Annotated in this window: 8 protein-coding genes and 1 pseudogene; 4 read left to right on the top strand and 5 right to left on the bottom strand. The window is 31.6% G+C overall.

Annotated elements, in window-relative coordinates; genetic code table 11:
- Positions 1–15: 15 nt before the first annotated feature.
- Positions 16–171, top strand: a complete 156-nt coding sequence (locus ACRC8M_RS04465; protein WP_438528046.1) for an EAL domain-containing protein — start codon at positions 16–18, stop codon at positions 169–171.
- The gene (locus ACRC8M_RS04460; RefSeq protein ID WP_438528044.1) at positions 168–1,586 is read left to right on the top strand and encodes a GGDEF domain-containing protein; all 1,419 of its coding nucleotides are present in this window, start codon (positions 168–170) and stop codon (positions 1,584–1,586) included. Before ACRC8M_RS04465 ends, ACRC8M_RS04460 begins: the two co-directional genes overlap by 4 nt.
- A gap of 91 nt (positions 1,587–1,677) precedes the next feature.
- Here ACRC8M_RS04460 and ACRC8M_RS04455 read toward each other — a convergent pair whose 3' ends face one another.
- The 5 genes and pseudogenes from ACRC8M_RS04455 to ACRC8M_RS04435 all read right to left on the bottom strand — a co-directional run bounded on the left by ACRC8M_RS04455 (position 1,678) and on the right by ACRC8M_RS04435 (position 10,891).
- A complete protein-coding gene (locus tag ACRC8M_RS04455; protein WP_438528043.1) occupies positions 1,678–2,517 on the bottom strand; it encodes a hypothetical protein in 840 nt (279 codons plus the stop codon).
- Positions 2,518–2,714: 197 nt separating this feature from the next.
- Positions 2,715–3,389, bottom strand: a complete 675-nt coding sequence (locus ACRC8M_RS04450) for a Fic family protein (RefSeq protein WP_438528045.1) — start codon at positions 3,387–3,389, stop codon at positions 2,715–2,717.
- Positions 3,390–3,458: 69 nt separating this feature from the next.
- Positions 3,459–3,623 (bottom strand): annotated as a pseudogene (locus ACRC8M_RS04445) (helix-turn-helix domain-containing protein); the annotation flags it as partial.
- 83 nt (positions 3,624–3,706) lie between these two features.
- Positions 3,707–9,343 carry a hypothetical protein gene (locus tag ACRC8M_RS04440; RefSeq protein WP_438528042.1) on the bottom strand — a complete coding sequence of 1,879 codons (5,637 nt, stop codon included), beginning with the start codon at positions 9,341–9,343 and terminating at the stop codon, positions 3,707–3,709.
- 126 nt (positions 9,344–9,469) lie between these two features.
- Complete coding sequence (locus ACRC8M_RS04435; RefSeq protein ID WP_438528041.1) at positions 9,470–10,891, bottom strand: sodium-dependent transporter; 1,422 nt, start codon at positions 10,889–10,891, stop codon at positions 9,470–9,472.
- A 443-nt stretch (positions 10,892–11,334) separates the two neighbouring features.
- Here ACRC8M_RS04435 and ACRC8M_RS04430 point away from each other — a divergent pair, with 443 nt between their 5' ends.
- The gene (locus ACRC8M_RS04430; RefSeq protein WP_438528040.1) at positions 11,335–12,873 is read left to right on the top strand and encodes a Na+/H+ antiporter NhaC family protein; all 1,539 of its coding nucleotides are present in this window, start codon (positions 11,335–11,337) and stop codon (positions 12,871–12,873) included.
- Positions 12,828–14,246, top strand: coding sequence for an argininosuccinate lyase (gene argH, locus ACRC8M_RS04425; protein WP_438528039.1), 1,419 nt, complete (start codon positions 12,828–12,830; stop codon positions 14,244–14,246). Before ACRC8M_RS04430 ends, argH begins: the two co-directional genes overlap by 46 nt.
- The last annotated feature ends 37 nt before the right edge of the window (positions 14,247–14,283 follow it).

The raw sequence follows: 14,283 nt of genomic DNA, 5'->3' as shown, positions 1-14,283 counted from the left end.
AATTTAACCTCTCTAATAAAGGATTTAAACTTTAAAATTGTATCTGAGGGGGTTGAAACAAAAGAACAGATGGAGTTTTTAGAGTTTTTAAAAGTTGATTATGCTCAGGGGTACTATTTTAGTAGACCTATTACAAAAGAAAAGTTTGCTGAGGAGGTAAAGACACGATGATTTTTAGATTAATCTATATTTTATTAATTGCTTTATTTTTTGTCTCAACCTTCGTAAATAAAAATAATCTATTTAATAGCATAAACTCATCAGTTGAAACTTTTAATATACATTTTAATAAAGATATACAGACACTGAAAAATGAGATTGATTTTTTAGAAACTACTAGAACAATCCTTCCTTTTTCTAATTACAAAGTTGATGGCAACATAGCTTACTTTGATATAAATGGGAGTGGGGTATATTTTAAAAATATACCCTCATACCCTTATCAGTTTAGTTTCTATAACCTAAAGGAATCTAAGGAGAGTTTAAACTCCCAGTTTAATAACTCTCTTTTATATATCACTTATAATAATATTCGTTCTTTTACTAGTGACAGAAATATAATTTACACAGATGAGTTTACAAAAACTTGGGTTAAAGTTTTACAGAATAAATCTTTAAGTTTAGATGTTTTCCAAGATAAGAGAAGTATCTCTAGAAATAATACCGAATTCGCTCTTTATAACGTCTATGTTGATGACACTTATAGGGAAACTATGATTGCTATAATATTTCCAGAGTATGAATATTTTAACAACTATCAGAAACTTAAAGCTCTTTGGTATTTTGATTTTAATGGAGACTTTTTTTCTAAAAATGCTAATCGTATGAAAAGAAATTTAAATCTAAATGTCCTTATAATTGATTCAAATCATAGAGTTGTCTACACAACAGATATAGCTCAACCTACAGTGATAAAGAATCCTACAGATTACTATGTCTTTCCATTGGAGAAAACTAACTATAAAATCTTAGTTGAAAAGGAAACTCTGCTCCAACTAATTAAAGTAAAAGAGATTTTTTTAATTAGCCTTATTCTCTTTATAATCTTTTATATGCAGAAAAAAGAAAAGTTGAAAAAAGAGCTACACTCTTTAAAGATAATAAACAAAGTTAAAAGTGAACTTCTTTTGAGAGATCCTCTAACTGCTCTTTACAATAGATATTTTTTGCAGGAGGAGATGAAGTTTCCTATAAAAAATTGTGGAGTTGTTCTACTTGATATTGATTACTTTAAAAGTATTAACGATACCTATGGGCATGATAAAGGGGACCAAGTTCTCAGAGAGGTCAGTAACTGTATAAAACTGATTGTTCAAAGTAAATCCTATGCTTTTAGATGGGGTGGAGAGGAGTTTTTAATTGTCTTTAGAGATATTGATAAAGAGAAACTCTTAAATAAAATAAACTCTCTTCAGGTGCTAATCAGAAGACTAAATGTTATTGATGATCATAAAATCACTGCTTCATTTGGTGTTTTCTATACTGATATTGAAGATAAAACATCGTTTTATTCAGCTATTTCTGAAGCTGATAAAAAACTATATATTGCTAAGAAATCTGGTAGAGACAAAGTGGTAGCCTTCTAAATTTAGAAGGCTACTTTTTTTAAAAGCCCTAGCATTTTCCCACCATCCTTTGGTAGTCCACACTAGGGCTTGTTGTTAAATTTTCCTTCTATTAAAATCTATATCCTAAATCTATAGCTAAAGTTTTTCTATCTCCAAATGAATATTCTAATAAAACTGTGAAATTATTTTTTATAACTGTAAAAACTCCTGCTGATGGTGTTAGTTCCTCTAAATCCATTTGAAACTTATAGTTTAAGGTTGTAGTTGGAATAACTCCTGAAATCTCACTATCTGTTTTTTGATATGATGCTCCTAAATATGGTGTTATTGAGTAATTGCTATCTCTATACACAACATATCCAAATCTTCCTGCTGCTACCTCAGCACTTTTTGCTGCAACATCTCCATCCATCTCTATTTTAGTATAGGTATATTGTAATGAACTAAAAACTCTTTTATACTCTCCAGCTATTAAAGCTCCTCCACCAAAAAGTTTTCCCTCCGACTTCTGTTTTATATGAAGATTTTCAGGCATAACTCCAGATATTTTATCTGCAACTCCTCCCAGTATCATGTCATGAAGTTGATTTCCTGTAGTATCAAAATTAAAACTTCCTCTACCTAGGTCAAATTTAGCTTCAGCTTCTAACTTACCTGCTATTCCATATATATTTAAAAACGGAAGTATAAAATAATCCACTTTTACTAGCTGAACTTTAGCTTCAACTTCCATATTGTGAGGATTTAAAAAGTCTACATTGGCATTTGGTATCTTTTTATCTATTTCAATACCATTTACACTAGCACTTTTTAAATCTCCTTTCTCTTTTTGATCTACTCCCATAACCGACACACCCCAACGATTCATAGGATATGGAATTCCATTCCAATACTCCTGTGCTAAAACCAGTTGTGGCAGTAAAAATAATAATCCCGTTGTTCTTTTCATTGTTTCTCCCTTAATTTTTTTCCCTTAAAACCCGTTTAAACCCTTTTTATTGTATCACAATTACTGTTTCTCAATGGCTATTTATTAAAAAGAAATCCTAGATAACTTGATTTTTGTACGGAAAAGGCGTATGATTTAATTAATAGAAATTATTAGTAAACCAAAAAGAGGAGTAACACGTCCAGTTACCCTCTTTTTTAATTTAAAAATTTTTTTATAACCTCTTTATAATTATCTTGCATAGCTAAACAAGTTTCTTCTAGAAATCCCTTTTCCTCTTCATAGTTTGAAAGCCCTCTATAGTAAAAAGCTTTAAAACTATCCTCTATAATAAATGGAACAATATTATTCTTTAAGCACTCTTTAAACATTAAAGCTCTTCCAACTCTTCCATTTCCATCTTGAAAAGGGTGAATTTTCTCAAATCTATAGTGAAACTCCACTATCTCTCTAAATGTTACACTTTCTAAAGAGCTATACCATAACAAAAGTTTTTTTATCTCTTTTTCAACATCTTTTGGTTTCGTGGTTTCCTTTCCACCAACTTCATTTGGTAAAGATTTATACTCTCCTACTTTAAACCAACCTTTTCTAGAGTCCTCAGTTCCACTTTTCAGTATTTTATGATACTCTTTTATTAAATCTTGACTTAAAATAGCATCTACTTTATCAAGCATATAATCAAAAAGATAAAAGTGGTTCGCTGTCTCTACAATATCATCCACATTCTGTATTTCATCTTTTGAAATAAGGGTATTTGTCTCAAAAATAAATCTTGTTTCATCTTCACTTAGCTTACTTCCCTCAATTCTATTGGTATTATATGCAAATTTTATTTGAGTATAATGATATATATTTCCCTTTAGTTTCATATTTTTTTGCTCTTTCAGTATCGCCGCTAAAGTTTTTTCCTCATGCTCATTTAAAACCTTAAAAATTTCATCTAAAGTTTTATCTAAATACTGTGATATTTTATATAGATTTTCAACTCTCATACTCTCTGGCTTTTCAACTCCACTAACTAAAGTAGAGTACGGAATCCCTGTATCTTTGGATAGTTTCAACAAAGAAATTCCTTTTTCTTTTAAATAATCTTTAAAATTCATAAAAATCACCTCATATACATTTTATCAGTTTTTCGTTAACTTTTCAAATATTAACGATATTCCGTGAATTTTACTCCAGACTTTTACATAGTCCCCATTATATTTAAAAACCATCCCGTAGTTTTATAGTCCTGTTCTCCCAAAGAGTCCTTGAATCCAGAGAAGTTATATCCCCCTCCTAGCTTCATGTTTCTATCTATATTTTTATAAACTCCAAAGATAGCTCCACTTAAAACATCCTCATTAGCACGGTCTACTAACCACTGATACTGTCCAAAAACTTCCCAACTATTAATTACACTGTAATTAGCCTTAAATCCTAACATATAGAGATCATTTAAATAGTTATTTTTCTCACGTCTATACCCATTTTTCATAGATATATCAAGAGCCCTTGTAAAGGAGTAGATTGTTTCAAACTCCCCTATATGAGCACTAAAATCCTTATTCGTTTTGCTATCCTTATCCAGTATCACTGTGTATCTCGATAGATAGTTTAACCTATCATTGTCTATAGGTCTATAAGCAAGCCCCATACTGCTCTCTAAATAACTAGTTTTAAAACTATCATCTGTAAATGAGTAATTGACTTTCCCTGCAAAAGTATACTCTTTGTTATATCTATACGTAAAAGAGTTCGTTGTTAAATACTGCTCTATATCTTCTGAACCTTTGTCCTCTCTATATTCAACTCTGTTTCTTAAAGTTAAACTCTCTAATTCAGCTCTTAAATATAGCGACCCTCCTCTTCTACGACTTCTCTCATCATTTGGTAAAATTAACTCACCATGTTGAATCGATCCACCTAAAGTTACTCCTCTTCTCAAATCGTAATCTATACCATACCCTTGAAGAGTGGCATTTTTACCTCTCTCTTTTACAAACTGATTCTCTTGGTAGATACTAGTTCTCTCTCCAACTCTAGCTCTTTGACCAACAGTGTATCTATCTCTAGATATCTCTCCATCTGAACTATATCCCGAATAGATATTGTAGTTATCGAAAAGTTGATAATCTCCTCCAAGCTCAAAATAGTTTCCTGAATCTCCAAAAGAGGTTCTACCATTAACTTTTAATCTATCGTTTATTCTTTTTTCAGCTCCTAAAGACAATGCGTTACTAAGTCCAGCTTTTATCTCACTATATAATTTTGTACTTTCATTTAAAATATACTCCAACTTAGCACTAGTTACTGTTCCTGTTTCTCTTTTCTCTCCCCACTTCATCTGATCTACATATTGAAATTTTAAATAGCTTTTTAGATTTTCAGAGTGACTATATTTTAATTCACTTCCAAAAGTTTCTAAAAATCTATCGTCTAAATCTGAAGCAAAAGAGTATCCACGCTCTTTTCTTTCGTACCAAGCTTTCAATTCAGCCTCTTCTAAAAGTTTTAAAGCTCCTGTAATTCTATAGGCATTTCCAGATATTTTACTATCATCTCTAGCTACCTCTTGGAAAGTTAATCCTCCATCAAAAGAGAGATAGTTACTTACATTTGAAACTCCAGAGCTACTGCTAAACTCCCCCTTTATATAGTTTCCCTTTTCATCTTTTAACTTAACCTCTACACCCTTTAAATCGTAGTCTGTTTTCCCACGACTTTCATGGACAGCAGTTACTCCCACACTTAGATTTTCATTTATATCTTTTACAGTTTTTACACCGTAATTAGATGAATCTACAACCTCTCCATCTTTAGGAAGATAACTGTAATCAACCACTAAATATGCGTAGTAATCTGTAGAACTTCCACCATTTAAAGGTGTTGTAAGTATAACTCTTCCTATAAAAGGGTCTATCTCATAATCTCTTCCCTCTTGTAAGTAGATTACTTTTTCCACAACATAGGTATCTGCATCCACAATTTTTATCCAAACTTTTTGGCTACCTTTTAGTACTTCGCCATTTTTTAGAAAGTATAAACTTCCACCAGTTCCTAAAAACTCATCATGACCATACATAGTATTTGGAGTACTCATAAAGACTTTTACATTTATATCATCCTCTTTATACTCGCCTTTAAATCCATACAACTCTTTGTTATAATCCATAAACTTTGTTCCTACAAAACCAGTTTCATAGTTCCCCCACATTAGATATGATTTTTTATGCTCTAACTTTAGATAAAGTTTTCCATTGGTATTTACCTCTTTTCTAATTTTAGAGTCATCTCCGTACGTTGGATAATAAACATAGTCATCATCTGTAACTCTTTCTAAAAGTGTCTGATTTTTTTTATCCTTAGTATCAAAATGTAGTGTCAACTTATAATCTCCATAACTCCCCTTACCAAAATATGTAGCTCTTGGTTTGTCACTATCTTTTCCTATATATGTATCCACTAACCCTGTTCCCATATATGTATATTTTTTCTCAGGCTCTTTTTCCTCTGACTCTTCCTCTACTCCCTTTTGAACTATAAAGTTAAACTTTGTTAAAGAGTATGGAGTTATTCTTTTTACAAGAGGGTTTTCACTTTTTATTACACTTCCCTTTGGTAAACTATTTTCATCAAGTTTCACTGTAAAATTTTCACCAAAAGCTTTATCCACCCACTGATCTGGAAGATGGAATCTACCAAACTCGTCAGCTTGAACCACAACTCCACTTGGAGTGTAAACAACTGCATAGGGTATCCCCTTATCCGTTGCCTCATCTATTACTTTACCTATTATAGTAGCTGTATTTAAAAGAGAATCTCCCTTTATATCCACACTTGTTTCTCCTATATTTGATATCTTACTATTTCTATTAGCTACATAACTTTGGAAAATATTTTTTCCCATATTAGCTCCAACAGTTGCTTTCATATAGAAAGTTTTACTATATTTTTCCCCTGGTTTTAAACTAAATTTTTGAAACTCCTCATCTAAATATCTAAAACCTTTTGGAGTTGTATTTTTTAAACTTAGATTTTCGTAACTCTCTTTATCTAAATTTTCCACATTAACAGTAAATCCTACAACCTCTCCAAGCTTTATCTCACTCTTTGTAGAACTTAAACGAACTCTGACTCCCTGCTCCACCTTCTCATCTTCTGAATACTCAGATAGTGGTTTTAAATAGATTGTTTGATCATCATTTGTTCCACCAGCTATTTTAGCTTTACTTTCAATAACTCCAATAGCACTACTATCAATATCAGCTTCAACTAAAAACTCTATAGTTACTCCAGGTCCTATATCTACCTTTGTATTTAAATCCTCTCTTCCTGATATCTCATTTTTTAAATATGTATGTTTTTTAAATCTACTCGATTCATCTTTAGTTCCTAAATACGTTACCTTCCAATTGGAGAAAGCTCTTCCGTAACGCTTCCCCTCTTTCTCAGTTGTAACTTCAGAAAGTATGTCCTCTATAGGAATAGAACGACCATATCCATCACCTTTATTTTTGATAGTAAGCATGTATTTAAGTTTATCTCCTGGTTTATATATACCATTTTCAGGTTCTAAAAGAGTCTTTTCTCCACTTATAGAACCTCCAACACTTCCCAGTTCATCAGTGATTTTTTCCGTTCCATTTACAACAAAACTCATCCCACTTAAAGTTCCAATAGCTCTATCTGAAACTATCCCTGATATCTCAAAAGTTATACTACTTTTAGGAGCAAAATCCACACTCTTTTTTATGTAACTTCCTGTATCTCCCATCTTAGATGTTATAACTGTCCTTGGGTCACTACTTTTTACACTTATATTTATTCCCTCTAAAACTTTCTCTTTAACATCTGATCCAGCTACTAAAGCTTTTATCTCATCAAGATTACTTTCAACACTGAGATTATCTAAAAATCCCTCTCCTATATTTTTTAGAGTAGCCTCATAAGTTACCATATCTCCAGGTTTATACCTCACACCACTAGTCACTATTTTTCCATTTACACTTTTTAAACTATTTGAAAACTCTAGCTTTCCAGGTAGTGACTTGACTTCACTCTCTTTTATATCCTCTCCATAAATAGATTTCATATGTATACTATCAAAAATACTATTTTTAGTGATACCTTTAAAGGTATATTTTATCTCCTGTCCTGGGTATATAACTGGATTCTTCTCAATTGGCGAATCATTTTTAAAAGCAGTTACTTTTTTAGTTTCAACTCCAGAAGCTGAAACTAATGCTTCATCCACACTTAATCTGTATTTTTGTTCGTATGCAGTTCCATAGCCTCTATTTTTCAATGTAATAGTATAACTGATCTCCTCTCCAGCTTTATAGCTCTCTTTTGAAACTTTTAAACTATGAGTTACATCACTTTTTTCCATCCTTGCAACTACACTTTCTTTAACAATATCTCCCACTGCTTCTTTAGATATTTTTCCTCTTACTCTATACTCTATAAATCCTCCAGGTAAAATATTTAAAACATCCTCTCCCTCAGAAGTTTCATTCACTATTAACCCTTTATTTCGAGATATTTTTTTATCACTAGATGAAAAAGCTAAAATCTCTCTTCCATCTACAGATTTTGTTTTTAAACTATCTATGTCACTATTAAATCTATAGTTATTTAAAATTCCAAGCCCCTCATTTTCAACTTTAAAAAGATACTCTACGTAACCTTCTGATGTATATCCCTTTAGTTTTTTACTTCCACTTTTATCCAAATAGCTCTCTACTTGGTAGGTTACCTTAGGTTTTGGACTGTGTGATAAAATTTTATTATTGACCGTATGACTATCAATCAATAGTTTTGATTCTATATCATCAACACTAAATTCATCTACATATACACTATATTTTTTTATAATTTTTTTGCCTTTTCCTAAAGCGATCACCTCTTTTAAACTACTCTCACTTTTACCCACAAAAAACTCTAAAGGAATATCACTACCATTTCCTTTTCCAATATTTTTTATCTCTATCTCATATGTATACTCTTTTCCAGGAGAGTACTTCTCAGTATTTAAAAACTTTACATCTAATTTATACGGCTCACTTTTAGTAACTAAACCTTTATACTCAATATCCCCTAAAATATTCTCGTTTATTTTACCTTTAATCTCATAGATTAAACTCTCTCCAAAAGGGATATCCATCTCATTTTGGATATTCTCCCTATTACTTTTAACCTCTATATTTGAAAGTAGTAGCTCTTTTTTTCCATTTAAAGTTGGTACTAAAATTTTATCTATACTCTCATCTAACCTGAAGTTATTCAAATACCCTGGACCATCAGGTTCAACTACTACTCTATACTTTATGTAGTCCCCAGGGGAGTAAGTTTTTAAATCTACCTCTCTTTTTACTTTAGGTTTTGAACCTAAAACCTCCCCTTTATATGTTCTTTTTTCTAAAAGTTGATTATCCTCATAAATTGTAACTATATTTTTTATCTCTTGAGATAAAAGTCTTGGATTTGGTGTAGCTACAATCTCATATTTTATACTCTCCTCTGGAAGCAACTCTACAATCTTATCATCTAAAAAATCTCTTTCTCCTGTACTAATTTTCTTACCATTTTTAAATATCTCCCAAGAGGTAAAAGCCTCTCCTTCAACATCTAAAAATCCTTCGCCACTGTTAGCTAACTGTCCCCTAACTTTTGTTAAATCATTCACAATTTGAACATCTCTTTTAGGACTATTTTCATAGTTTGAAATTACAATATCATATGTAAAGGTCTTTAGTGGATTGATCTCCCTACTATAGAGAGGCTTTAACAAAACTATTAAAGTTATTAAAATTTTAAATAAAAATAGTAGTCTTTTCACTCTCTCCTCCTTCACAATTTTCTATCTTTAGTATATCATTTTTGGAGGTCAACAAAAAGCAAAAAGCACAGAGTTTAATCTGTGCTTTTGTACTAATTCACTTTAATATATATTTCAGGAAAATTATTAGGCTGTTTTTACTTTTCTTCTATTTTCAAGTACATCGAAGAGTATTTGAAGCATAAATATAGCTGCTAGTGATAAACTTAAAGCACTTCCTACAATTCCAACTGCTTGAAGTAAAATCAATGCTAAAAGTTGAATTCCTAAGTATTTAACTCCTATCATCCATATTGAGAAGAATGGGAATGCCACTTCACCATCATTTGTAATCTCTTTCTTAATATCCTCTTTATCCCAGATAAATCCAACGAATACACAAAGAAGTAATCCACCCATTGGCAACAAGATATTGTCTGTTAAGTATCCTAAGAAATCAAAGAAGTTTAATCCAAAGAACACTTTTAACTCTGCTAAAGGTCCAAAAGAGTGTGAGTTTGGAATTGCAAATGCAGCAATTAAACCACTCACTAAAATTGTAGCTTTCTTTCTATCTAACTTCATCTGATCCACAACAAATGATACAACAACCTCTAACAATGAGATAGTCGATGTAAGTGCAGCAAATAGTACTAGTACGAAGAAGATAATTCCAAATAGATTCCCCATTGGCATTGAAGCAAACACTTTTGGTAAAGTTATAAAGATTAATCCTGGTCCAGCTGTTGGCTCAAGTCCAAATGAGAATACTGCTGGAAGGATAGCTAGTCCTGCAAGTAAAGCGATTAGTGTATCTAGCACAGGTATATAAAGAGCACTTTTAACTAGGTTAGTGTCCTTTGGAAGGTAACTACCATAAGTTATCATAGCACCCATACCTAAACTTAGTGAGAAGAAAACCTGTCCTAAAGCTGCAATTACAACTGAAGGAGTAATCTGTGAGAAATCAGGTTTTAGGAAATATTTAATTCCTTCCATTGCATTTGGAAGAGTTACTGATCTTGCAACTATGATTAACATAAATACAAACAGAATTGGCATCATTATTTTACTTGCTTTTTCAATTCCACCAGATACACCTTTTAAAACGATTAATGCCGTTACAATAACAACAATGAAGCTATATACAATTGGTGAAGTTCCAGAAGAGATAAAGTTTCCAAATGTTGTCACTGGGTCCTCTGTAAGTCCACCTCTAATAAACATACCGATATATTTTACAATCCATCCAGCAATTACAACATAGTATGAATAGATAATAAAACAACATAAAATTCCAAAGATTCCAATGAATCCCCACCCTTTTTTAATATTATTATATGAACCAAAGGCATCAGACTTTCCTCTTCTACCTATTGCCATCTCTCCTAACATAAGGGAAAAACCTAGTATCACTATTAGAGATAAATAGACAATTACAAATGCTCCTCCTCCATTCTTTCCTGCTAAGTAAGGAAACTTCCATAAATTTCCAAGTCCTATAGCCGATCCTGCCGCCGCTAAAACAAATCCAACACTTGATCCCCAATTACCTCTTTCGTTACTCATAGTTCTTCACCGTCCCTTTTGAAAATTATTTTTTATTTTCAAGAATAATAACACATATAAAATTAAAATACAATAGTTTTTTTACATTTTTTTAGTACTATTGTCTATTGTAAAAGAACTTTAATAAATTAAAAGACTTTTGTACTATTTTTTAAGACTGTTTTTATTTATTCCTAAAAAAAATTATTTTTTCAAAATAGTTTGACATTTTAAAAGAAAATGTTGTATACTCACTCATAACAAACAAAATAGAGGTTAGTTCACTTCCATATACGGAGCCTAAGGCCGACGGCGATGATGTTATGACCCTGTGAATTAAGTATTGTGACGCTGCCATAACAATACGCTTATTAGTCTTTAACTAAGTTCTCTAGGGCATACCATTTTTGGTATGCCTTTTCTTTTGGGGTAGTAATTTTTTTACTAAATTAGGAGGATTTAAAATGGTTTCATATGGGGTATTATCTATAATTCCAATTTTAATTGCAGTTTTTTTATCTATCAAAACTAAAAACGTAGTTTTATCACTTTTTTCCAGTGTATTTTGTGGAATTTTCATTTTAAATGGTTACAATCCTCTAGAAACTACAAAGGTTCTAGTGGGAAAATATTTTATCAATCAACTTACAGATAGTTACAACGCTGGAGTTATTGTACTTATGATCTTTATTGGTGGATTTATTGAGCTTATGATGATGTCTGGTGGAGCTTACGCTTTTGCTGAGAGCTTTAAAAACTCTATAAACTCTAAAACTAAGGCTCAACTTTTAGCTTATTTTACAGGGATTATGATATTTTTTTCTGACCTTGGTACACCACTAATAGTTGGACCAATCTTTAGTCCATTTTTTAAAAGATTGAAGCTTTCTAAGGAAAAACTAGCTTTTATACTGGATTCTACATCATCTCCTGTGGCTGTTTTAGTTCCTTTTATTGGATGGGGAGTTTTTATCATAGGACTTTTACAAAAGGAGTTTGAACTTTTAAACCTGTCTCTTTCAGACTATGAAAGTTTCATAAAATCTATTCCTTTTAATGTTTATCCAATACTGGCACTGACTATTATTCCAACTTTAACACTACTTAAATTGGACTTTGGACCTATGAGAACTTTTGAAAACAACCCAATAGATGAGAGTCCCTTTGAGATCGATAACTCTAAGTATCAAGTTGAAAATGCTAAAGGGTCTTTTGTTTGGGTACCTATACTAGTTCTTTTAGGAACTCTATTTTCAATGCTTGGTGTTTCTTTTATAACTTCTAGAGTTTCAGGAAGTGCTTTTAGAGCAGCTCTAACAAGTGGTTATCTGTATGCAGCCCTTGTTTTAATGGGACTTATGTTATTTTATAAAAGTAAAACATTTAAAGAGATATTTTCTATCTATCTGAATGGTATGAAAAAAATGAGCGAGATTGTTATAATTCTAATTTTAGCTTGGTCATTAGGTGTTATTAATAAAGATTTAGGAGCTGACCAGTTCTTAATTGGATTTTTAAAAACTTTAGATATTAACTCTGGATTTATTCCAGCTATTGCTTTTATATTTGGTGCTGTTATCTCCTTTTCAACTGGTAGTTCTTGGGGAACATACAGTATTATGGTACCTCTAGTTATACCTATGGCTGTAACTTTTAACGCTCCACTTTATGTGACAATTGGAGCTATACTTTCAGGTGGACTTTTTGGAGACCATGTTTCGCCAATTTCAGATACAACTATACTTTCATCAGCAGGAGCTGGATGTGATCATATAAATCACGTAAAAACTCAAACTCCATATGCTGTAGTAAACGCTACTTTAGCTATATCTGTATTTTTAATAGGTGGATTTACACAAAATAGTTCGTTAATCCTTTTTGCAATAATTTCACAAATTGCAATTTTAATAGGAATAAAAATCTTTACTAAAAATAGATTCTATAAAGGAGATGACAAATGCAGTACTTTTCAGGAAGATTTAAAGAAGCAGCAAGTGAACTAATCCTAGATTTTCACTCCTCTATTCACTTTGATCAAAGGTTATATAGATATGATATTATGGGTAGTATCGCCCATGTTAGAGGGCTTTCTAAAATGGAGATTATTTCAAAAGAGGATGGAGACCTTATTGAAAAAACTCTTTTAGGGATTCTAGAGGATATTGAAAATGGAAAGATTTCTTTCTCTACAACTTACGAAGATATTCATATGAATATTGAAAAAATCCTTATTGATAGAATTGGTGATGTGGGAAAAAAACTTCACACTGGGCGTAGTAGAAACGACCAGGTAGCTGTGGATATGAGGCTTTTTACAAAGGATGAGGTAAAAAAAATTCAGTCCTATTTAGTTGAACTAATTGAAGTTTGTACTCACTTAGGAAGTGAGCATTTAGAAACATATATGCCTGGGTTTACTCATCTTCAAAAGGCTCAACCAATCTCTTTTGGACACTATATGTTTGCTTATTCTGAGATGTTTAAGAGAGATTTTATACGTTTAAATAACGCTTTTGAGTTACTTGATTACTCGCCTCTTGGATGTGCAGCTTTAGCTGGTACAACTTATCCCATAGATAGAGAGTTCACTGCTCACACTTTAGGATTTAAAGGACCTACTTTAAACTCTTTAGATGGAGTTAGTGATAGAGATTACTTAATTGAGATTATGTCTGCACTTTCAATTGTTATGATGCATCTTTCAAGGTTCTCTGAAGAGATAATAATCTATACTTCAAATGACTTTGGATATATTGAATTAAGTGACGCTTTTTCAACTGGAAGCAGTATAATGCCACAAAAGAAAAATCCCGATGCAGCTGAGTTAGTTAGAGGTAAAACTGGTAGAGTTTACGGGGATTTAATGGCACTTTTAACAACTATGAAGGGAATCCCTTTAGCATACAACAAAGATATGCAAGAGGATAAAGAGGTTTTCTTTGATGCTGTAGACACTGTGAAGGGATGTTTACAAGTATTTGTTGGGATGGTTAAGACATTAAAGGTAAAGGATGAGGTTTTACTTTTAGCTTGTAACGATGGATTTATCAATGCCACTGATGTTGCAGACTACTTAACTGTTAGGGGAATGAGTTTTAGAGAAGCTTATAAAATAACTGGGGAGATAGTTAGTTACTGTATTGATAATGGGTTAAATTTAGAAACTTTATCACTTGATAAATACAGAGAGTTTTCATATATTTTTAACGGGGATATATATGAAACAATAGCTATTAAAAATTGTGTTGAAAAAAGAAAGTCCTTAGGTGGACCAAGTAAAGAGAGCTTACTCTCTCACTTAGAAAGATTAAATGAATTTTTGGATGGGGCCAAGATAGATCTTATTAACTATAGATTAAACGATATAATGGAATAAATTAAATAAAACTATTAAACTTATTGTATTTCTAATA

Origin of the sequence: Cetobacterium sp., assembly GCF_051653945.1 — a bacterium.
In the GTDB taxonomy this organism is placed as follows: Bacteria; Fusobacteriota; Fusobacteriia; order Fusobacteriales; family Fusobacteriaceae; genus Cetobacterium_A.
This window is presented reverse-complemented; position numbering and strand designations above follow the sequence as displayed.

Coding starts and splice junctions, on each gene's coding strand:
- ACRC8M_RS04460 (WP_438528044.1), top strand. CDS start 168: ATGATTTTTAGATTAATCTATATTTTATTAATTGCTTTATTTTTTGTC.
- ACRC8M_RS04455 (WP_438528043.1), bottom strand. CDS start 2,517: ATGAAAAGAACAACGGGATTATTATTTTTACTGCCACAACTGGTTTTA.
- ACRC8M_RS04450 (WP_438528045.1), bottom strand. CDS start 3,389: ATGAAACTAAAGGGAAATATATATCATTATACTCAAATAAAATTTGCA.
- ACRC8M_RS04435 (WP_438528041.1), bottom strand. CDS start 10,891: ATGAGTAACGAAAGAGGTAATTGGGGATCAAGTGTTGGATTTGTTTTA.
- ACRC8M_RS04430 (WP_438528040.1), top strand. CDS start 11,335: ATGGTTTCATATGGGGTATTATCTATAATTCCAATTTTAATTGCAGTT.
- argH (WP_438528039.1), top strand. CDS start 12,828: ATGCAGTACTTTTCAGGAAGATTTAAAGAAGCAGCAAGTGAACTAATC.